Origin of the sequence: Sphingomonas sp. ERG5 (assembly GCF_000803065.1) — a bacterium.
In the GTDB taxonomy this organism is placed as follows: domain Bacteria; phylum Pseudomonadota; class Alphaproteobacteria; order Sphingomonadales; family Sphingomonadaceae; genus Sphingomonas.
In genome coordinates this window covers 83,928-103,346 of sequence record NZ_JSXI01000013.1, presented here as the reverse complement: position 1 = coordinate 103,346, position 19,419 = coordinate 83,928, and the positions used below count along the sequence as shown (strand labels likewise).

At 64.0% G+C, this 19,419-nt stretch carries 20 protein-coding genes; 15 read left to right on the top strand and 5 right to left on the bottom strand.

What is annotated here, in order from left to right; translation table 11 throughout:
• Positions 1-50 precede the first annotated feature (50 nt).
• The 10 genes from OO12_RS03465 to OO12_RS03420 all read left to right on the top strand — a co-directional run bounded on the left by OO12_RS03465 (position 51) and on the right by OO12_RS03420 (position 9,491).
• Positions 51-1,049 (top strand): PhoH family protein, encoded by a 999-nt coding sequence (locus OO12_RS03465; RefSeq protein WP_034157229.1) that lies wholly within the window; start codon positions 51-53, stop codon positions 1,047-1,049.
• Complete coding sequence (gene ybeY, locus OO12_RS03460) at positions 1,042-1,554, top strand: rRNA maturation RNase YbeY (protein WP_034157228.1); 513 nt, start codon at positions 1,042-1,044, stop codon at positions 1,552-1,554. Before OO12_RS03465 ends, ybeY begins: the two co-directional genes overlap by 8 nt.
• A gap of 9 nt (positions 1,555-1,563) precedes the next feature.
• A complete protein-coding gene (locus tag OO12_RS03455) occupies positions 1,564-2,481 on the top strand; it encodes a hemolysin family protein (RefSeq protein ID WP_034157227.1) in 918 nt (305 codons plus the stop codon).
• 165 nt (positions 2,482-2,646) lie between these two features.
• Positions 2,647-4,848 carry a catalase/peroxidase HPI gene (gene katG, locus OO12_RS03450; protein ID WP_152616256.1) on the top strand — a complete coding sequence of 734 codons (2,202 nt, stop codon included), beginning with the start codon at positions 2,647-2,649 and terminating at the stop codon, positions 4,846-4,848.
• A 654-nt stretch (positions 4,849-5,502) separates the two neighbouring features.
• The gene (locus tag OO12_RS03445) at positions 5,503-6,831 is read left to right on the top strand and encodes a PQQ-dependent sugar dehydrogenase (protein WP_034157226.1); all 1,329 of its coding nucleotides are present in this window, start codon (positions 5,503-5,505) and stop codon (positions 6,829-6,831) included.
• A gap of 275 nt (positions 6,832-7,106) precedes the next feature.
• Entirely contained in the window at positions 7,107-7,592 is a 486-nt protein-coding gene (locus OO12_RS03440) for a hypothetical protein (protein ID WP_160296731.1), read from the top strand.
• A gap of 266 nt (positions 7,593-7,858) precedes the next feature.
• Entirely contained in the window at positions 7,859-8,218 is a 360-nt protein-coding gene (locus tag OO12_RS03435; protein ID WP_034157224.1) for an ArsR/SmtB family transcription factor, read from the top strand.
• On the top strand, positions 8,215-8,709 hold the full coding sequence (locus OO12_RS03430) for an SRPBCC family protein (RefSeq protein ID WP_034157223.1): 495 nt from the start codon (positions 8,215-8,217) through the stop codon (positions 8,707-8,709). The genes OO12_RS03435 and OO12_RS03430 overlap by 4 nt, the downstream gene beginning before the upstream one ends.
• The gene (locus OO12_RS03425; RefSeq protein ID WP_034157222.1) at positions 8,706-9,119 is read left to right on the top strand and encodes a hypothetical protein; all 414 of its coding nucleotides are present in this window, start codon (positions 8,706-8,708) and stop codon (positions 9,117-9,119) included. Before OO12_RS03430 ends, OO12_RS03425 begins: the two co-directional genes overlap by 4 nt.
• A 12-nt stretch (positions 9,120-9,131) precedes the next feature.
• Positions 9,132-9,491, top strand: a complete 360-nt coding sequence (locus OO12_RS03420; RefSeq protein WP_034157221.1) for a VOC family protein — start codon at positions 9,132-9,134, stop codon at positions 9,489-9,491.
• 5 nt (positions 9,492-9,496) lie between these two features.
• Here the strand turns inward: OO12_RS03420 and OO12_RS03415 are convergent, their stop codons facing one another.
• Together OO12_RS03415 and OO12_RS03410 are read right to left on the bottom strand one after the other, a co-directional pair.
• A complete protein-coding gene (locus OO12_RS03415) occupies positions 9,497-9,799 on the bottom strand; it encodes a polyhydroxyalkanoic acid system family protein (protein WP_034157220.1) in 303 nt (100 codons plus the stop codon).
• 10 nt (positions 9,800-9,809) lie between these two features.
• Positions 9,810-10,229 (bottom strand): VOC family protein, encoded by a 420-nt coding sequence (locus OO12_RS03410; protein WP_034157293.1) that lies wholly within the window; start codon positions 10,227-10,229, stop codon positions 9,810-9,812.
• A gap of 171 nt (positions 10,230-10,400) precedes the next feature.
• Here OO12_RS03410 and lnt point away from each other — a divergent pair, with 171 nt between their 5' ends.
• The gene (gene lnt / locus OO12_RS03405) at positions 10,401-11,972 is read left to right on the top strand and encodes an apolipoprotein N-acyltransferase (RefSeq protein WP_152616260.1); all 1,572 of its coding nucleotides are present in this window, start codon (positions 10,401-10,403) and stop codon (positions 11,970-11,972) included.
• Positions 11,973-12,043: 71 nt separating this feature from the next.
• Entirely contained in the window at positions 12,044-13,261 is a 1,218-nt protein-coding gene (gene metK, locus OO12_RS03400; protein ID WP_034157219.1) for a methionine adenosyltransferase, read from the top strand.
• Between the two features lie 45 nt (positions 13,262-13,306).
• Here the strand turns inward: metK and OO12_RS03395 are convergent, their stop codons facing one another.
• Positions 13,307-13,489, bottom strand: coding sequence for a hypothetical protein (locus OO12_RS03395; RefSeq protein ID WP_034157218.1), 183 nt, complete (start codon positions 13,487-13,489; stop codon positions 13,307-13,309).
• Between the two features lie 209 nt (positions 13,490-13,698).
• Here OO12_RS03395 and trmB point away from each other — a divergent pair, with 209 nt between their 5' ends.
• The gene (gene trmB / locus OO12_RS03390; protein ID WP_034157217.1) at positions 13,699-14,379 is read left to right on the top strand and encodes a tRNA (guanine(46)-N(7))-methyltransferase TrmB; all 681 of its coding nucleotides are present in this window, start codon (positions 13,699-13,701) and stop codon (positions 14,377-14,379) included.
• A gap of 60 nt (positions 14,380-14,439) precedes the next feature.
• Here trmB and OO12_RS03385 read toward each other — a convergent pair whose 3' ends face one another.
• Positions 14,440-15,087 carry a DsbA family oxidoreductase gene (locus OO12_RS03385; protein WP_034157216.1) on the bottom strand — a complete coding sequence of 216 codons (648 nt, stop codon included), beginning with the start codon at positions 15,085-15,087 and terminating at the stop codon, positions 14,440-14,442.
• Positions 15,088-15,245: 158 nt separating this feature from the next.
• On the opposite strand from OO12_RS03385, the gene OO12_RS03380 reads away from it, so the two are divergent.
• Positions 15,246-15,815, top strand: coding sequence for a LemA family protein (locus tag OO12_RS03380; protein WP_034157215.1), 570 nt, complete (start codon positions 15,246-15,248; stop codon positions 15,813-15,815).
• A gap of 5 nt (positions 15,816-15,820) precedes the next feature.
• Complete coding sequence (locus tag OO12_RS03375; RefSeq protein ID WP_034157214.1) at positions 15,821-17,770, top strand: DUF2207 domain-containing protein; 1,950 nt, start codon at positions 15,821-15,823, stop codon at positions 17,768-17,770.
• A gap of 9 nt (positions 17,771-17,779) precedes the next feature.
• Here the strand turns inward: OO12_RS03375 and OO12_RS03370 are convergent, their stop codons facing one another.
• Complete coding sequence (locus OO12_RS03370) at positions 17,780-19,240, bottom strand: tetratricopeptide repeat protein (RefSeq protein ID WP_082006316.1); 1,461 nt, start codon at positions 19,238-19,240, stop codon at positions 17,780-17,782.
• Positions 19,241-19,419 lie beyond the last annotated feature (179 nt).

Sequence of the window (19,419 nt, the reverse complement as noted above, 5' to 3'; positions counted from 1 at the left end):
CGGGACGCACCGTCGCGCCCCTTCGCCCTCCTCCGACCTGAAGGAACCGCATGAGCCGCAAGCCTGTCCCCGCCCAGTCCGGTGATCGCAGCCGCACAGAGGTCGTGTTCGACAAGCCGCAACTCATGGCTCAGCTGTTCGGGGAGTTCGACCAGAATCTGCTGCTGCTGGAGAGCCGGCTTGGCGTCTACATCACCGCGCGCGGCAACCGTGTCGGTCTCGAAGGCCGTGCCGAGGCGGTGGCCGAGGCGCGCGACGTGCTGCAGGGCCTGTATAACCGCATCGTGCGTGGCGAGCGGGTCGATCCCGGCCTGATCGACGCGGTGATCGCCATGTCCGCGGAACCCACGCTGGCGGGGATCATCCAGGCCGATGCCGGCGGCGCGCCGCAAATCATGATCCGCACGCGCAAGAAGACCATCGTGCCCCGAACGATCGCGCAGCAGCATTATATGCGCGAACTGCTCAACCATGACATCATCTTCGCGCTCGGGCCAGCAGGCACCGGCAAGACCTATATCGCGGTCGCGCAAGCGGTCGCGCAGCTGATCACGGGCAGCGTCCAGCGCCTGATCCTGTCGCGTCCCGCCGTGGAAGCGGGCGAGAAGCTCGGCTTCCTGCCCGGCGACATGAAGGAGAAGGTCGACCCCTATCTCCGCCCCTTGTACGATGCGCTCAACGATTGCCTGCCCGCCGAGCAGGTCGAACGGCGGATCGCATCGGGCGAGATCGAGATTGCGCCGATCGCCTTCATGCGTGGCCGCACGCTCGCCGATGCCTTCATCATCCTCGACGAAGCGCAGAACACCACGCCGGCGCAGATGAAGATGTTCCTCACCCGCTTTGGCGAGAATAGCCGCATGGTCGTGTGCGGCGATCCCAAGCAGACCGATCTGCCCGGCGGCATGAATGCCTCGGGCCTGAACGATGCGGTCGGCCGGCTCGAGGGCGTCGACGGCCTGTCGATCTGCCGCTTCGGCGCGGGCGATGTCGTGCGTCATCCGATCGTCGGGCGCATCGTCGAAGCCTATGAGGGCGTCGATGCTTGAGACCGCGCTGTCGCAGGAGAATCCCTGGCCCGATTCTACCGACTGGGAAGCGCTTGCCCAGCGCGCGGCGACGGCGGCGATCGAACGTACCACGCATGGCGACTTGCTGACATCGGCGGCGCTGGTCGAACTCTCCGTCCGGCTGGCCACCAATGACGAAGTCCAGACGCTCAACGCGCAGTATCGCGACAAGGACAAGCCGACCAATGTGCTGAGCTTCCCGATGGTGCAGGCCGATCTGCTCGACACGATCAGCCAGAATTCCGATGATGGCGAAGTATTGCTCGGCGACATCGTGCTGGCTTACGGCGTGTGCGAAGCGGAAGCGGCCGAGAAAGGGATTTCGGTCGCCGATCACGCCACGCATCTGATCGTGCATGGCACGCTGCATCTTTTGGGTTATGACCATATCGAGGATCATGAGGCGGAAGCGATGGAGGCGATCGAGATCGACGCCCTTGCCGCTCTCGGCCTGGCCGACCCTTATCTGATACGCGAGGACTGACACACGATTATGCCCGAGGGCCAAAGTACCACCAACGCCGGGGACGCCGGTACCAGTGAAGGCAGTATATGGCGCTCGTTGCGCGCCATGATTTTCGGGGAATCGGGTGACGATTCACTCCGCGCCCAGCTCGAGGATGCGATCGACGCGCATGAGGGCGACCCCGCTCCTGACGCCAAGGGCGATCTCTCCCCACTCGAACGCACCATGGTGCGCAACCTGCTCCATTTCGGCGAGCGCGACGCAGGCGATGTCGGCGTGCCGCGCGCCGACATCATCGCGATCGAGGAACAGACGTCATTCGACGCCCTGGTCAAGATCTTCGCCGAGGCCGGGCATAGCCGCTTGCCGGTCTATCGCGAGAAGCTCGATACGATCATCGGCATGGTCCATATCAAGGACGTGTTCGCGATCCTCGCCACCGGCGCGGCGCATCCGACAAGCCTCGAAGGCCTGATCCGTCAGCCCCTGTTCGTGCCGATGTCGCGCGGCGTGCTCGACCTGCTTGCCGACATGCGCGCGAGCCGGGTCCATCTCGCGGTGGTGCTCGACGAATATTTCGGCACTGAGGGGCTGGTGACGATCGAGGATCTGATCGAGGAAATCGTCGGCGATATCGAGGACGAGCATGACGACGCGCCCGAAGCGCTGATCGTGCCGATCGGCGGCGGCGCCTGGGATGTGGACGGCCGCGCCGAGCTTGAGGATATCGGCGAAACGATCGACAAGCGCCTTGCCGACGTCGACGAAGATATCGACACGCTTGCCGGCCTCGCCGCGCTGATCGCCGGGCATGTGCCGCAAGCCGGCGAATGCCTGGCGCATGACAGCGGCTGGAAGCTCGAAGTGATCGACGCGGACACGCGCCGCGTGACCAAGCTCAGGCTGCACCCGCCGGTGCCGGTGCCGGAAGAACGCGACACCTGACCCCCATTACCGTGCGAGGCGCGCTGTGATCGCCCAGCCCGATCACTGACTTCGCTATTTAACGTTTCTCCGATCAGTGTCGCTCGGCTACCCCTGTGCGGGAGCTCAACGATAAATCTGAAAACTCAGGAGATGACAGTGGATAGCAAGACCAGCGGTTGCCCAATGACCGGAAGTCCCCTCAGTGATCAGGCCAAGGAACCGCGCGCGCTCCGCACGCTGCTCGGCCGGACCAGCCGTGACTGGTGGCCGAATCAACTCTCGCTGGACATTCTCCAGCAGAATGGCCTGTCGGGCGATCCGATGGGCGACGATTTCGACTATGCCACCGAATTCAAGTCGCTCGATTATGCCGCGGTCAAGCGCGACCTGACCGCGTTGATGACCGACAGCCAGCCCTGGTGGCCGGCGGATTACGGACATTACGGTCCCTTCTTCATCCGCATGGCATGGCACAGCGCCGGCACGTACCGCACCGGCGATGGCCGCGGCGGCGCGTCGTCCGGCTCGCAGCGCTTCGCGCCGCTCAATTCCTGGCCGGACAATGGCAATCTCGACAAAGCGCGTCGCCTGCTCTGGCCGATCAAGCAGAAATATGGCCGCAAGCTCAGCTGGGCCGACCTGCTGATCCTCGCCGGCAATGTCGCGATCGAATCGATGGGTGGTCCGGTGTTCGGCTTTGGCGGCGGCCGCGCTGACGTGTTCGAGCCCGAAAAGGACATCTACTGGGGCACTGAAGAGGAGTGGGTCGGCCAGACCCGCATCGACGACCAGGCCGGCATGGCGCTCGAAGAGCCGCTGGCGGCAATTCAGATGGGCCTGATCTACGTCAATCCGGAAGGGCCCGGCGGCAATCCCGACCCGGTGCAATCGGGCCGTGATATTCGCGAAACCTTCAAGCGCATGGGTATGAATGACGAGGAGACCGCTGCGCTGACCGCCGGTGGCCACACCTTCGGCAAGGCGCACGGCGCGGGTGACGCATCGCTGGTTGGCGTCGAGCCGGAAGGCGCCGACATCGCCACCCAGGGACTGGGCTGGATCTCCACTCATGAGAGCGGCATCGGCGACCATACCATCACCAGCGGCATCGAAGGGGCCTGGACGCCCACGCCCATCACTTGGGACATGAGCTATTTCGACATGCTGCTCGACCATGAATATGAACTGGTGAAGAGCCCGGCAGGCGCAAACCAGTGGCAGCCGGTCGGCAATCCCGCCGAAACGCTGGCGCCGGGCGCGCACAGCCCGGACCGGCGCGTGCCGACGATGATGACCACCGCCGACATGGCGATGAAAGTGGATCCGGCGTACCGCGCGATATCCGAGCGGTTCCGCGCCGATCCGGCCTATTTCGCCGATACCTTTGCCCGCGCATGGTTCAAATTGTGCCACCGCGACATGGGCCCGAAGGCGCGCTATCTCGGCCCCGACGTGCCGGCGGAAGAGCTGATCTGGCAGGATCCAATCCCCAAGGCAGATCATGCCATAATCGAGGCGGGCGACGTGGCCGGACTCAAGGCGAAGATCCTTGCTGCGGGCCTGTCGGTCGGCGAACTGGTGACGACTGCCTGGGCTTCGGCCTCGACCCATCGCGGCTCGGACCATCGCGGCGGGGCCAATGGCGGCCGCATCCGGCTGGCGCCGCAAAAGGACTGGGCCGTCAATGAGCCCGAAAAGCTCGCCAAGGTGCTCAACGTCTATGCAGGCATCAAAAGCGACTTCGATGGTGGCGCGGGTGGCAAGAAGGTCAGCATCGCCGACCTGATTGTGCTCGGTGGCACCGCTGCGGTCGAAAAGGCCGCAGCCGATGCAGGGCACAAGATCGAGGTGCCGTTCACGCCAGGCCGAACCGACGCGTCGCAGGAGCAGACCGATCTCGAAAACTTCGAGGCGCTCGAACCCAAGGCGGACGGCTTCCGCAATTATCTCTCGGTCCGCTTCAGCGTACCGACCGAGGAGTTGCTGGTCGATCGCTCGCAATTGCTAGGGCTGAACGCGCCGGAAATGGCCGTGTTGCTCGGCGGCTTGCGCGTACTCGGCGCCAACCATGGCGGCTCGAAGCACGGTGTGTTTACCGACCGCCCGGGTCAGCTCACCAACGACTTCTTCGTCAATCTGCTCGACATGGGCACTGCCTGGAAGGAAATCGACGAAGCGGGCGATGAGGAGTTTGCGGGTACCAGCCGCAAGACCGGTCAGCAGAAATGGACCGGAACGCGCACTGATCTGGTGTTCGGTTCCAATTCGCAGCTGCGCGCACTGTCCGAGGTTTATGCCTCGGCCGATGCAGGCGAAAAGTTCGTCAGGGACTTTGCCGCGGCCTGGACCAAGGTGATGAACGCCGACCGGTACGACCTCGCCTGAGGGCTGTACCGGCGACATAACAGGTTCCCCGGGCATCTCGCTCGGCCGGCCGCCGGCGTCCCCCTCGCCGGCGGCCTTTTTGTGCCCGCGTATTTCGGCAGTGCGAGCTGGGATTCGGCACATCGGGCGACGCAGCTATAACCTCAGTTGATCGCTGAACGGGATTTCACCGGATATTATCGATACCAGAAATCGCCATAAATATCAGTTAACTAATTGTTATAAATGATAATTATTAGAATTGGCGCGATCGACAGCCTGCATCGCTCGGCTCGCGCCGGAGATATGTTACAATAGGGTGTAACATATCTCTCGCAGCCCTTCCCCGCGATGCTGTCGCCGTCGGCGATTCAACCATCACGCAGGATCCGGCATATCATCGCTTGCCGGATTAGAGCGGTTTCGAGCTGAGATGCTACATTCCCCCGTTCGCCCTGAGCCTGTCGAAGGGCCGTTCTTCTTCTGCGGTAAGAAAGAACGGGGAGGGTGATTCCATCCAGCCCGATATTGCTCCAAATACCGGTGCGCTCTTTCCTATTGTCGAAACAGGATTGCCCGCGCGCATGAAGAGCCCCGGCGCATGCACCTGATATATGCTCCATGTTTGACGGCCGGGGGCTTTCTTTGCCCTGTGGTCCGGGGTAACCTTATCTCATGCGCAAACATATCCTTATCGTCACCGGCCTGATCATCCTCGCTCTGGCCGCCTTCTGGTTCTGGATCAGCCGCCCCGATGAAGCGCGCCTGACGGTCGCCGCGGTCAGCGGAGAGAAGCCCGACATCACCGCACCGCGCGTGCAGATGATCCCGACGATCGGCGTCGCCGATGCGGTCGGCTGGCCCAAGGGCGCGAAGCCGACCCCCGCCGCGGGCCTCAGCGTCGGCGCCTTTGCCGCCGGGCTCGACCATCCGCGCTGGCTCTACCGCTTGCCCAATGGCGATGTGCTGGTCGCCGAAACCAATTCCCCGCCGCGCAAAGGTGGCGGCATCACCGGCCGGGTCATGGGCTTCCTGATGGGCAAGGCCGGTGCCGGCGTGCCCTCGGCCAACCGCATCACCCTGCTTCGCGACAGCGACGGCGACGGCGTGGCGGAAAGCCGGTCGGCATTCCTGACCGGGCTCAACTCACCCTTTGGCATGGCCGTGATGGGCGACTGGCTTTATGTCGGCAATACCGACGCGCTGGTCCGCTTCCCGTTCAAACTCGGCGAGACCAGGATCACCGCCAAGCCCGAAACCGTGGTCAAGCTGCCGGGCGGCGGCAATCACTGGGCGCGCAACGTCCTCGCGGCCGAAGACGGCAAGACGCTGTACGTGACGGTCGGGTCGTCGAGCAACATCGCCGAAAACGGCATCGAGGCGGAGAAATACCGCGCCAATATCCTGCAGGTCTTTCCCGAGGCCAAGACCTATCGCGTCTTCGCGGCCGGCCTGCGCAATCCCAATGGCCTGGCGCTGGAACCGCATTCGAAGCAGCTGTGGACCACGGTCAACGAACGCGACATGCTCGGCTCCGACCTTGCACCCGACTATATGAGTCAGGTCGAATTCGGCGATCATTTCGGCTGGCCCTGGTATTATTGGGGCGGCTATCCCGACAAGCGCGTCGATCCGCCCAACCCGGCGCTGCAGCAATATTCCAAGCGCCCTGATTATGCGCTCGGCCCGCACACAGCGGCTCTCGGTCTCGCCTTTGCCACCGACGCCAAGCTTGGCGCGGCCTTCGGCAATGGCGCGTTCATCGGCCAGCACGGCTCATGGAACCGCAAGCCCGTGTCGGGCTATAAGGTCATCTATGTCCCGTTCGGTGATAATGGCTATCCGGTGAAGGGCGCCAAGCCGGTCGATGTGCTCGGCGGCTTTCTCAACGCCAAGGGCGAGGCGCAGGGCCGCCCGGTCGGCGTCATCACCGACAAGACCGGTGCACTGCTTGTCGCGGACGATGTCGGCAACACGATCTGGCGCGTGGCGGCGGGCAAGTGACTGGCCAGCGAATCTCGCCGTCATATCGATAGGGATCGAAACGAAAACGGGCTGCGCACTCCCCCCGAAGCGCGCAGCCCATCTCATATCGCCGCAGTTGCCCGCGCGACATCCCTCCCCCGTTAACTCGTTGATACGACTGCCTGAAGGCACCGTTTCATCGATCCCCGGATGGCCTATATCTTGTTCGGCTCTAACGATAGTTTACGGGGAAGCATAAGATACCCATAATGGGTATCACGGCCAAATCGGCCCTATTTTGGGAATGTCGGCAATTGAGCGATCGGGTCGTCACCAATCCTGTGAAAATGGCCGAGAACTGGCGGGTCGCGATGATGTCGATCTGCAATCAGTTCCTCGCGGCGCACCGCATCTTCACCACGCCGCAAAATCTGAACCCGACTGAGCTGATCATCTATCTGACGATCTCGGTCGCCAATGTGCAGAAGCTGATGCGCGAGCGAGTCATTCCGGAAGAATATGCCGCGACCGCCATATTGCCGCGCGAATGGGTCGTCCCGATTTCGCGCAATGCCATCGCCTCCGCCAGCGGCCTGCCACGCGAAACGGTGCGCCGCCATGTCGGCCGCATGATCGAAAGCGGGCTGCTAATCGAGGATGAGCGCGGCGGGGTGACCCCACCGCCTGGCGTGATCAAGAATCTCGGGCTGGAGCCGTTGCTCGAAGCATTGATGACCGAATTCGCGCGCACGACCGAAGCACTGCTGCGCATCGGCGCGATCGAGATCCATTCCGACTAGCACCGTTTCGAGCTGCGTTGATTCGCTACTCCCGTTCATTTCGGATCGGGCTGATCCCCTCAAACGGCCGTTCGCCCTGAGCCTGTCGAAGGGCGCGCACAGGACGTGGGCTTCGACAGGCTCAGGGCGAACGGTGGGGGCCTCCAGTCAAATCCATCTCGCCTTAATCGGCCATTTTCCCTTGCCACAGGCTGTGTCCGATCAGCGATTGACAGCGGCTCGTTCTTAATATAACTATTTAGTTATTGAACTATAGAGTTATGCGAATGACCCCCGACCAACGCCTCGACGCCACATTCACCGCCCTTGCCGACCCGACTCGGCGGGCGATCCTCGCCCGGCTTGCCCAGGGCGAGGCGACGGTGGCCGAACTCGCCGCCCCGTTCGCGATGAGCCAGCCGGCGATCTCGAAACATCTCAAGATGCTGGAACGTGCCGGCCTGGTCGCCGGCGCAATCGATGCTCAGCGCCGCCCACGGCAGATTGTCGGCGCGCCGATGGCCGAGGCAGTCGGGTGGCTCGAACAATATCGGCAAGTCTGGGAGCGCAATTATGCGCGCCTGGATTCGCTGCTCGAGGAACTGAAGACCCTGGAAAACCAAGCCAAGAAAGGAAAACCGCAATGAGCCACAAACTGGAACTGACCGCCCAAGGCGACCGAGAGATCGTCATCACCCGCATGTTCGATGCACCGCCGCATCTGGTGTTCGACGCGCTGACCATTCCCGCCCTGCTCAAGCGCTGGTTCACCGGGCCCGACGGCTGGACGCTGGCGACGTGCGAGATCGATCTGCGCGTCGGCGGTGCCTATCGCTATGTCTGGGAAAATCTCGATGGCACCCGGATGGGCACGGGTGGTCTGTATCGCGAGATCCTGTCGCCCGAACGCATCCTTCAGACCGAAAAATATGACGACAACTGGACTGGTGGCGAGACGCTCAACACCGCGACGCTCACCCCGATCGGCGATGCCACGCGCCTGACCACAACGGTTGTCTATCCATCGCGCGAGATGCGTGACGCCGCCGTCCAGTCGCCCATGGAGAGCGGAATCACCATCGGCTATGACCGGCTCGATACCGTCCTGGCCGCCGTGCAGCAGGAGCAAGCGCAATGAACGCCGCCGTTGCTCCCGCGCCGCACCGTATCGGCCGCAGCATTGTCGCGCTCGTCGCCGGCATTGCCTTCAGCGTGCTGCTGGCACTGGTGATCGACCTGGTGCTCCACGCGCTTCAGGTCTTCCCGCCCTGGGATCAGCCGATGACCGACGCCAGCGATAATGCCCTCGCCTTTGCCTATCGCGCGCTCATCGCCATCGGCAGCGGCTATATCACGGCACGGCTCGCGCCGTCGGCGCCGATGAAGCATGCGATCATCCTCGGTGCGATCGGCACAGTGCTGGCGACGCTCGGCCTGATCGGCGCGATGATCGTGAAACTCGGGCCGCTCTGGTATCCCGCCGCACTGGTGGTCACTGCCCTGCCCCTCGCCTGGATCGGCGGCGCGCTCGCGCGTCGCCACGCCTGAAAGGATCATGCGATGCTTCGGAAAATCGCCTTCACCATGTACCCGATCACCGATGTGGCGCGCGCACGCGCTTTCTACGAAACCACGCTCGGGCTGAAGATCGGATCGAATTCGGGCGATGGCCGCTGGATCGAATATGACCTGCCCGGCGGCGGTTGCCTCGCGCTCACCACGGTCACCGGGGCAAGACCGAGCAACGATTCGGGTGGCACGATCGCGTTCGAAGTCGACGATCTCGACGCGTTTACCGCCCGGCTGGAAAGCGAGGGCGTGACCTTCGTCTCGAACCTGATCGACACCCCTGTTTGCCGGATGCGGGTCTGCCGTGATTCCGAGGGCAACGGGTTGCTGCTGCACCAGGTCAAGGCGTGATAGCGCTATTCCAGCAGCTTGGGCGCTTCCTTGGCCAGCTTGGCGCGGATCTTGTCGGCGAACAGCGACAGAAAGGGCGGCAAGTCGATCGTCGCGCGGACATGGGCATCGAACAGCTCAAGCCGGCTGGCCACCTTCTGGCCCATCGCCTGCACGGTGAAATGCATCGTGTTGCCGTCCCAGCGATGATCGACCACCGCGCCGCCGGGAAACATCTCGGCGAGCTTGCCGATGCCCTTGTCGAGCCGTTCGCGTACTGCGTCGCGGCCATGCTTGTGCGGAATATCGAGCGTGATCGGTTGAGCCATGCCAGGTCCCTTAGGTCGCGAAGAGCATCGCGTCATCGGCAAATGCCTTGAATTCGAGCGCATTGCCGCTGGGATCGCGAAAGAACATCGTCGCCTGTTCGCCCGGCTGCCCCTTGAAGCGGATATGCGGCGCGATGCCGAAGGGAATTCCCGCCGCCGCGACACGGGCCGCCAGCTCTTCCCAGTCGGCCATGGTCAGCACGACACCGAAATGCGGCACCGGGACATCATGCCCATCGACCGCATTGCTCACCGCGACCGGCTTCGCCGCCGGATCGAGATGCGCGACAATCTGATGCCCGAACAGGTCGAAGTCGATCCACGCATCGCTGCTGCGTCCCTCCGAACAACCCAATACACCACCGTAAAAGCCTCGCGCGGCGAGAAGGTCATGCACCGGAAAAGCGAGATGGAAGGGGCGAAGCGTCATTGTCGTATAATACACTCGCCCATCCCTTTCGCTACCCCGGATCATTCGACACGCGCAAGACAGGCTTGTTCCGGGGTCCACCGTTCCGCATAGGCTGTGCTTCGAGGCTCGTGAGGCCCGGTGGATGCCGGAACGAGATCCGCAGACGATAGTGGGAACGCGGTGGTGGAAATGCTGGTTCGGACAGTGAAGCGCTACCCTCTCCTCCTGTCGCTCGCGCTGGGGGCGCTTGCCGCGACCGGTTTTGCGCCGCTCATCTGGTGGCCGGTCACGCTCGCCTGCTTCGCCGTGTGGATGTTCTCGATCCACGAGGCGTCCACGCTGAAGCAGGCATTGCTGCGCGGGTGGATCTTTGGCGTTGCGCATTTCACCATTGGCAACAACTGGATCCAGCGCGCCTTTACCTATCAGGACGCGATGCCGCACTGGCTCGGCTATCTCGCGGTCGTCCTGTTGTCGCTTTATCTCGCGCTCTATCCCGCGATCGCCGCCGGGCTCGCCTGGCGCCTCGCCAGCGCAAGGTCGGTCGGCGACGATCGCACCGCTGCCGGTCCGGGCTTCGTCCTTATCTTCGGCGCGGCGTGGATCGCGACCGAGTGGCTGCGCGGCACGATGTTCACTGGCTATCCGTGGAATCCCCTGTCGGAGATATGGCTGCCGATCACGCCACTGGCGGCGATCGGCCGGCTGGTCGGCACCTATGCCCTGTCGGGCCTGACAATCATCGTCGCCGGTTGCATGCTGCTGCTCGCCCGGCGCCGCTGGCGTTTCGCCGCCGGTACGGCGGTCGCCGCGGCCGCCCTGGCCCTCGCCTCGCTCGCCCCTGCCCTGGTCGCCCGGCAAGGCGACAAAGCGCCGCGCGTCCGTGTGATCCAACCGAATCTCGATCAGGAGGAACGCCCGCGCGACGATTATGCCGAGCAGAATCTGTTGGCGATCGAAGCGCTCACCGGCACTCCCGGCCCGGCGCCACGGCTGATCGTCTGGCCGGAAGGCGCGCTGCGCTTTTTCATTGAGGACGGTTATCCCCCCGCCACCTATTGGCGTGGCGATCCCTATCTCACACGCCGACGCATCGCAGCGCGACTTGGCCCGAACGACATCGTGCTGGCGGGCGGCAATGCACTGAAGTTCGATGCGCAGGGCGAGGTTATCGCCGGTACCAATTCGGTCTTCGCGATCGATTCGCGGGCCACCATTCTCGGCCGCTACGACAAGGCGCATCTCGTGCCGTGGGGCGAATATCTGCCGATGCGTCCGATCATGTCGGCAATCGGCCTGTCGCGACTGGTGCCGGGCGATTTCGATTTCGATCCCGGCAAGGGCGCCGGTGGCTTCACCCTGCCCGGCTTCGGCAATGTCGGATTCCAGATCTGTTACGAGATGATCTTCTCCGGCGAGACGATCGATCGCAAGCATCGCCCCGGCTTCATCTTCAACCCCTCCAACGACAGCTGGTACGGCAGTTGGGGTCCCGTTCAGCACCTCGCTCAGGCGCGGATGCGTGCCATCGAGGAAGGATTGCCGATCATCCGCGCCACGCCGACCGGCATTTCCGCGATCATCGACGCCAATGGCACGCTACTGGCGACGGTACCGCCAAATGTAGCCGGGGCGATCGAACTGCCGATCCCGCTACCGCATGAACCGACGCTCTTCGCGCGTGTCGGCAATGCCATGGCCGGCATCGTCGCCGTGGCGCTGCTGCTGTTGGCCGTTGCCATCAGGCGATGGCCCCGCTAGTGGCCCTCATATAAGGAAAGCTTTATATGCGGTTCCGGAACCCGGAGCCGCGCCAGCCCGAGGGTAGATTGATGCGCGCTTCGTTTCTCTTCACGTCCGAATCGGTTTCGGAAGGTCATCCGGACAAGGTCGCCGACCAGATCTCCGATTCGGTCGTCGATCTGTTCCTGTCCAAGGATCCCTATGCGCGCGTCGCGTGCGAAACCCTGACCACCACCAACCTGGTCGTGCTTGCCGGCGAAATCCGCTGCAAGGGCGTGTTCGAGAATGGCGAATGGGCGCCCGGCGCGCTCGAAGAAATCGAAGCGACCGTCCGCGCGACGGTGAAGCGCATCGGTTACGAGCAGGACCAGTTCCACTGGAACACGTTCGAGTTCATCAACCGCCTCCACGCCCAGTCCACCCATATCGCGATGGGCGTCGATGAAAGCGGCAACAAGGATGAAGGCGCCGGCGACCAGGGCATCATGTTCGGTTACGCAACCGACGAGACCCCCGACCTGCTTCCTGCCACGCTCTATTATTCGCACCGCATCCTCGAACAGCTTGCTTATGACCGCCACAACAAGGTCGTCCCGTTCCTCGAGCCCGACGCCAAGAGCCAGGTGACGCTCGCGTACGAGAATGAAGTGCCGGTCCGCGCGACCGCGCTGGTCGTGTCGACTCAGCATGCGCCAGGCTATTATTTCCACGACAACCAGGGCGATCCGGCGAAGTACAAGGAACTGCGCGACTATGTCGTCGGCGTGTTCGACACCGTGCTGCCCGACGGCTTCATCACTGACGAAACCGCGATCTACGTCAATCCGACCGGTCGCTTCGAAATCGGCGGCCCGGACGGGGACGCCGGTGTCACCGGCCGCAAGATCATCGTGGACACTTACGGCGGCGCGGCGCCACATGGCGGCGGCGCGTTCTCGGGCAAGGATCCGACCAAGGTCGATCGCTCGGCCGCCTATGTCGCACGCTATCTTGCCAAGAATGTCGTCGCCGCCGGCCTCGCGCGCCGCTGCACGATCCAGCTGAGCTATGCGATCGGCATTGCTGAACCGCTGTCGGTCTATGTCGACACGCACGGCACCGGCAAGGTTTCGGAAGCGAAGCTCGAAGAAGTGCTGCCGCAGCTCGTCCGCCTGACCCCCAAGGGGATCCGCGAACATCTGAAGCTCAACGCGCCAATCTATCAGAAGACCGCGTCGTACGGCCATTTCGGCCGCACGCCCGAGGGTGATTTCTTCACTTGGGAAAAGACCGACCTGGTCGACCAGCTCAAGGCTGCTGTCGCCTGATCCTGACCCGATCGCCCCGGCCCGCAGCGCATGCGGGCCGGGTTTTCATGGCTTGAGCGAGCTGTCGCCATCGGCCGACGGCGCATCGGGAACCTTGCCCGCCCCGCTATTGTCGAACGTGTGCGAGAAGAATTGCGACCGTTTCCTGCGTGGCGCATGGCTGCGCATGGTAAAATAGATGATGGCGACGATCGCGGCCAGAATGATGATGACGAGAGCGAATTTCATGTCTGGTTCGATTCCATTACCAAAATGGTGAAGAATGCGACCCGCCGAAGCGGACGCCACACTCCCGCTGCCCGAAGCCAACAACGAATATTTTCGATCGCTTGCCGCAGCGCACAACAATAATCGCGCGGCGACCGGGCCTTACCACGGCCTTATCGTGTAAACCATGATCCTATGATGACATTTTCATTAAGTTTGCGAAGGCCCCGATGACCGACCCCGCTTCGATCCGCCGGCTCTATGGCCGCCGCCAGGGCCACAAGCTCCGCCAGGGACAGGCGGCGCTGGTCGAGGACACGCTGGCCGCGTTGAGCGTGCCGGAAGCAGGTCCGGTCGATGCGCCGACCTTATTCGGCACAGACCGCCCCCTTGCCTTCGAGATCGGCTTTGGCGCCGGCGAGCATCTCGCCGCGCAAGCCGAGGCCAATCCAGCGATGGGCTTTATCGGCTGCGAACCCTTTCTCAACGGCGTGGTCGGCGCGCTCGGCCATATCCGCGACCGCGCGCTCGACAATATCCGGCTGCACATGGGCGATGCGCTGGAAGTGCTCGAACGGCTTCCCGACGCGAGCCTCGACCGCCTGTTCCTTCTCCACCCCGATCCGTGGCGCAAGGCGCGCCATGCCAAGCGCCGCATGGTCAATCACGGCCCGCTCGACCTGATCGCGGCCAAGCTCAAGCCCGGCGCGGAATTCCGCCTTGGCACCGATGATCCGACCTATTGTCGCTGGGCGATGATGGTGATGAACACGCGCCGCGATTTCGCCTGGCAGGCGAACCATCCGCGCGACTTCCTCGAACGCCCGGCCGACTGGCCCGAGACTCGTTACGAGCGCAAGGCGCGACGGCAAGGGCATGAGGTCTGGTATTTCCGTTACCTCAGGGCCTGACGTCCCGACCCGAGCTGCTGGACTGCGCCACCGGTGCCGGGACGGCAGCACCGCCGCCGTTCAGGCCTCGGCCGCTATCTCGCGTATCGCCTGCTCGAACGCCTCGGGCGGCTGGCCACCGGAAATCAGGTAGCGCTCATTGATGATCACGGCCGGCACGGCGGAGATACCGCGACTCTGCCACAGCCGCTCGGCATCGCGCACTTCCTGCGCATAGCGGCCCGAGGAAAGCACCTCGCGCGCGACCAACGGATCGAGCCCGGCATGCTCGGCTACCTCGACCAGCACGTCATGGTCGCCAGGATTGCGGCCCTTGGTGAAATAGGCTTCGAACAGGCCGTTCTTCAGCGCCGCCTGCCGCCCTTCGAGCTCGGCCCAGTGCAGCAGGCGGTGCGCGTCGAACGTATTGTAGATCCGGCTCTGATCAGTGCCTGCCATAGTGAAGCCCAGCGCCGCGGCGCGCGCGCGGATCGCCTCGCGATTGGCGGCGGACTGTTCAGGCGTCGACCCGTATTTCTCCGCGACATGCTCAACGATATTCTGCCCCTCAGGCGGCATCGCGGGGTTGAGCTCGAACGGCTGGAAGCTGATGTCGGCCGTCACCACGTCGGACGCGTTGGCGAGTGCCTGTTCGAGCCCGCGCAATCCGATGATGCACCAGGGGCAGGAAACATCCGAAACGAAATCGATCTTCATTGGCTTGGTCATGTCGGGCACCGCAAGTGAGGAGGTGCGACCGATATAGGGATCGATCGCGCGATGTCAGCGCGCGGCAATCAAATTGACCGATGATCATGTCCGGCCTTCTCAAAGCCGGCGTCAGCCCGCATGATCGGCCATCCTGATCCGCGTTGGAAACAAACCCGATGAATATTGCGCTCTGGTTGCCGATCATCATCGTAGCGCTCGCGCTCATTGGCGTTGTGCTGATCTACAACCGGCTGGTGCGTGCCCGTGCCTTGGTGCGCGAGGGATGGAGCGGGATCAGCGTGCAGTTGCGCCGCCGCGCTGATCTCGTGCCCAATCTGGTCAGCACGGTTTCGGGTTATGCCGATCACGAACGCGGTTTGCTCGACGAAGTCACCGCCCGGCGCAGCGACGCGGCCAAAGCGGCAACGCCCGCTGACGCGGCCCGCGCCGACAGCGCGCTCGGTAATATGCTGGGCCGGCTGATGGTGGTCGCAGAGGCCTATCCCGAACTGAAGGCTGATGCGAATTTCCGCCAGTTGCAGGAGGAGCTTTCGGCAATCGAGACCGAACTGCAGGGCGCCCGGCGCTATTACAACGCCACCGTCCGCGACCTGAATACGCGGATCGCATCCTTCCCGGACTTGCTCGTGGCGCGTCCGTTCGGCTTTCGTGAGGAAGCATTTTTCGAGGACAACGACCCCGCGATCTCCACGCCGCCCGCAGTTCATTTCGAGCGGAAAAGCTGATCGGCATGCGCGGATTGCCAGGGCTGATCGCCGCGCTGGTGCTGTTCGTTGCGAGCCCGGCCTGGGCCGAGGAACGCATCACCAGTTTCGTCAGCGACGTCCGGGTCGAGACGAACGGGACGCTCGACGTGGTCGAGACGATCCACATCATCGCCGAGGGCGACGAGATCAAGCGCGGCATTCAGCGGGATTTCCCAACCCGCTATCGCAACGGCATCGGGCGCAGCATCACGGTGGGCTTCCAGGTCGTCTCCGTGGCCCGCGACGGACATCCCGAGCCCTATACGCTGATCGGGATGAGCAACGGTCGGCGCGTCCGGATCGGCAGCGCCGATGTACTGTTGCCGCGAGGCGAGCATGTCTTCCGGATTCACTATCGCACCACGCGCCAGATCGCCTTCTACAGCGATATCGATGAGCTCTACTGGAACGCCACCGGCACCGGCTGGACGTTCCCGATCGAGCAGGCGGAGGCGCGGATCACGCTGCCGGTCGCGGCGCCTTTCGGCAAGCGCGCGGTCTATACCGGTGCCCAGGGCGATACCGGGCATGACGCGGTGGTCGTGGATGAACGGCCCGGCCGGATCATCTTCCGCACCACTAGGCGGCTGGAAGCGGAGCAGGGCCTCACGGTGGCCGTCGCCTGGCGCAAAGGGATCGTGGCGGAACCGAGCCGCGCGATGCGGCTCGGCTGGGCGCTGCGCGAAAAAGGCGCGATGCTGCTGGCCTTTGCCGGACTGCTCGGAATCCTCTTTTATCTTGCCCTCACGCTGTGGCGCGTGAAGCGCAACCCGGATCCACGCCCGATCGTACCGCTGTTCGCGCCGCCCGACGGCCTTTCCGCCGCCGCACTGCGCCTGATCTGGCGGATGGACATGGACGACCGCGTCTACGCTGCCGCGATCGTCGATGCTGGCGTGCGGGGCTATTTGCGCATCGTCGAAACGCAGGAAGGTCGGGGCAAGCCGGCCCGGACGCTGGAGAAAATGGCCGGCGGCGGCACATTGCCGATAGCCGAGCAGAAAATGCTCGACCGCCTGTTCCGACGTGGCCGGACGGTCGAGCTGACTCAAAGCAACTACAAGCCGCTGATCGGCGCGCGCGAAGCCTTGGTGAAGCAGCTGGATCGCGACTATGGCGAGGACCGCACTTACACCGATGCGGCGAAGGAGAGCTTCCTCGGCTGGAAATTCTTCGGCGGCCTGTTGCTGCTGGTGGCGCTGGCCGTGGCGGTGTTCGACGATTCATACCCGCTGCTGACGATCTTCGGCGTGGTCGGCGCCATCGCTGCCGCCTGGATCGTGCTGCGACTGCTGTCCCGCGCGCGCAGGACAATGCCGAAGGGCGGGCTGCGAATACTGTCGTGGGTCGCAACCATCCTGCTCTGGCCGACATTGTTCTTCGCCTGCGGGGTTCTGCTGGTGATCGGTGTGACCAGCGGCAATGCCCTGGCGATGGGGGTGCCCCTGATCGCGATCCCGTTCGTCGCTATCGTGCAATCGCGGCTGCGCGCGCCGACGCCCGCCGGCTGGCCGATCCGCGATCAGATCCTGGGTTTCCGCCAATATCTGTCGGTGACCGAGGAGGATCGGCTGGAAAGGCTCAATCCGCCGGAAAAGACCGCGGCATTGTTCGAACGCTATCTGCCCTATGCGATCGCGCTCAATGTGGAGAACCGCTGGGCAAAACGCTTTACCGGCATACTCGCCGCCGCCGCGATCGATGGCACGGTGACGCAAGGCCCGGGCTGGTACAGCGGCGGCACCGATCCCTGGAGCCATCCCACCGCCTTCGTTTCCACGATCGGTTCATCGCTATCCTCGACGATCGCCTCGGCGGCAACCTCACCCGCTTCTTCCTCCGACAGCAGTTCGAGCAGCAGTTCCTCGAGCGGATCGTCGGGTGACGGCTCCTCCGGCGGTGGCGGCGGCGGTGGCGGCGGTTCGGGCTGGTAAGCCGTCCGATCAGCGCGGCGTTATGCTGGCGAGCGCGCGGCGCGCCTCGGCCTTGTCGGGTTCGATCGCGAGCGCACGCCGGAAGAAGTCGGCCGCCTGGGACAAATCGCGCGCCATGCCGGAGCCGGCCTGATGCGCGCGGCCCAGGTTGAGGCAGCCATCCGCATCTCCGAGACGACAGGCCTTGGCGAACAATATCGCCGCCTGCGCCAGGTCCTGGTCAACGCCGGCGCCGTTTTGCGTCAATGAACCGAGATTACCGCAGGCGGCGGCGTCATCCCGGTCGCACGCCCCGACATACAACGACGCCGCCCGCGCCGGATTCCTTTTCACACCGAGTCCCTGATCATAGACCACGCCGAGATTATAGCATCCGCCCGCATCATTGCCGCCGCAGGATTTTTCGAACAGGCGCCGCGCGCGTTTCAGGTCGATCTTGACCGCAACGCCCAGCGTATAGGCGGCGCCGAGACTTGAGCAGCCGGCGGCGCTCTTTTTGTCGCAAGCCCCCCGGAAATAGCCCAGCGCACGCACGGCATCCTTTGCCACCCCGTCGCCATTCACATAAGCGAGCCCGATATTGTTGCAGTCCGCAGCGCCACCCTTCTCGCACGCTTGCGCGAAAAAGGCGGCGGCGCGCTCGGGGCTGCGCGACACACCATTGCCCTTGTGATAGGCAAGGCCAAGCAACGTGCAGCCATCGGCTTCGCCGCCAAGGCAAGACTTTTCAAACAGCGTCGCGGCGCGGGCTTCGTCCCGGGCCACGCCCTCTCCATCGGCAAGCCGAGCGCCCAGTTGCTGGCAGCCATCGGCACTACCGGCGTCGCATGACTCTTCCAGCGCCTTGATCTCCTGCGCGCTGCCGTCGGAGACCGATCCGGGTTCCTCGACGGCGTCGGTCATGGCAGGCGTGGCGGCGACGACCTGTTCCGGCGGCGGAAAGGCCGTCGCGGCGGCGGCGCTGCGTCGCCCGAGCAGCGCCTCATGCAGGGAATGGGCTTCCGCCGGCTTGTTGCCGCGTCCGATCAGCGCTTCGGCGAAGGTCACTTCGTCCATGGCCAGCGGGAACAGGTCGTTCGCCACCCGGTGGCCTTCATCGCCGCACGCGAACCGGAACTCTGCGTCACCCAGCGTATCCGGCGGCGGTGCTTTCATCGACCCGGGATGCGTGGCGGGCTTGCCGATCTCCCGCCCCTGCTCGTCGTAGCGGACCATGGTGAGCAGACCGATCCGGCGCTTGCCGCAATCGGCGCGCATCCGGGACTTGGTCATCACCTCCGGCTCGCCGGGACGGATGACATACATGGTCCAATAGGTGACCTCGTCCTTGCGGCGTTCGATCGATTGCGCATCGACGAACAGGACGCGGCCAGGCCCGCTGTTCACATACCACCATTCGGATGCCATGGCCGGGAGCGGCGCAAGCAGCGCAAGACAGGCTGCGGCGCGGACACACCAGTGATGCGACATTCATTCTCCCTTGAGCCCCGGTAGCGGCGGCTCGCCGCGCCCTCTTTGCGCGTGACCGACGCATCGGCTGCAACGATAGCCAAACCCCGATCTGGCGCAGAAGGTCCGCAGGCGCAGCGATTCAACGCGAGCGCCGCTTAAGCCAGCGTCGTGCCGGACGATTCTCCCTCTACGGAGTC

Excerpts from the sequence above, each read along its gene's own strand:
- OO12_RS03465 (WP_034157229.1), top strand. The coding sequence starts at position 51 with ATGAGCCGCAAGCCTGTCCCCGCCCAGTCCGGTGATCGCAGCCGCACA.
- ybeY (WP_034157228.1), top strand. The coding sequence starts at position 1,042 with ATGCTTGAGACCGCGCTGTCGCAGGAGAATCCCTGGCCCGATTCTACC.
- OO12_RS03455 (WP_034157227.1), top strand. The coding sequence starts at position 1,564 with ATGCCCGAGGGCCAAAGTACCACCAACGCCGGGGACGCCGGTACCAGT.
- katG (WP_152616256.1), top strand. The coding sequence starts at position 2,647 with ATGACCGGAAGTCCCCTCAGTGATCAGGCCAAGGAACCGCGCGCGCTC.
- OO12_RS03445 (WP_034157226.1), top strand. The coding sequence starts at position 5,503 with ATGCGCAAACATATCCTTATCGTCACCGGCCTGATCATCCTCGCTCTG.
- OO12_RS03435 (WP_034157224.1), top strand. The coding sequence starts at position 7,859 with ATGACCCCCGACCAACGCCTCGACGCCACATTCACCGCCCTTGCCGAC.
- OO12_RS03430 (WP_034157223.1), top strand. The coding sequence starts at position 8,215 with ATGAGCCACAAACTGGAACTGACCGCCCAAGGCGACCGAGAGATCGTC.
- OO12_RS03425 (WP_034157222.1), top strand. The coding sequence starts at position 8,706 with ATGAACGCCGCCGTTGCTCCCGCGCCGCACCGTATCGGCCGCAGCATT.
- OO12_RS03420 (WP_034157221.1), top strand. The coding sequence starts at position 9,132 with ATGCTTCGGAAAATCGCCTTCACCATGTACCCGATCACCGATGTGGCG.
- OO12_RS03415 (WP_034157220.1), bottom strand. The coding sequence starts at position 9,799 with ATGGCTCAACCGATCACGCTCGATATTCCGCACAAGCATGGCCGCGAC.
- OO12_RS03410 (WP_034157293.1), bottom strand. The coding sequence starts at position 10,229 with ATGACGCTTCGCCCCTTCCATCTCGCTTTTCCGGTGCATGACCTTCTC.
- lnt (WP_152616260.1), top strand. The coding sequence starts at position 10,401 with ATGCTGGTTCGGACAGTGAAGCGCTACCCTCTCCTCCTGTCGCTCGCG.
- metK (WP_034157219.1), top strand. The coding sequence starts at position 12,044 with ATGCGCGCTTCGTTTCTCTTCACGTCCGAATCGGTTTCGGAAGGTCAT.
- OO12_RS03395 (WP_034157218.1), bottom strand. The coding sequence starts at position 13,489 with ATGAAATTCGCTCTCGTCATCATCATTCTGGCCGCGATCGTCGCCATC.
- trmB (WP_034157217.1), top strand. The coding sequence starts at position 13,699 with ATGACCGACCCCGCTTCGATCCGCCGGCTCTATGGCCGCCGCCAGGGC.
- OO12_RS03385 (WP_034157216.1), bottom strand. The coding sequence starts at position 15,087 with ATGACCAAGCCAATGAAGATCGATTTCGTTTCGGATGTTTCCTGCCCC.
- OO12_RS03380 (WP_034157215.1), top strand. The coding sequence starts at position 15,246 with ATGAATATTGCGCTCTGGTTGCCGATCATCATCGTAGCGCTCGCGCTC.
- OO12_RS03375 (WP_034157214.1), top strand. The coding sequence starts at position 15,821 with ATGCGCGGATTGCCAGGGCTGATCGCCGCGCTGGTGCTGTTCGTTGCG.
- OO12_RS03370 (WP_082006316.1), bottom strand. The coding sequence starts at position 19,240 with ATGTCGCATCACTGGTGTGTCCGCGCCGCAGCCTGTCTTGCGCTGCTT.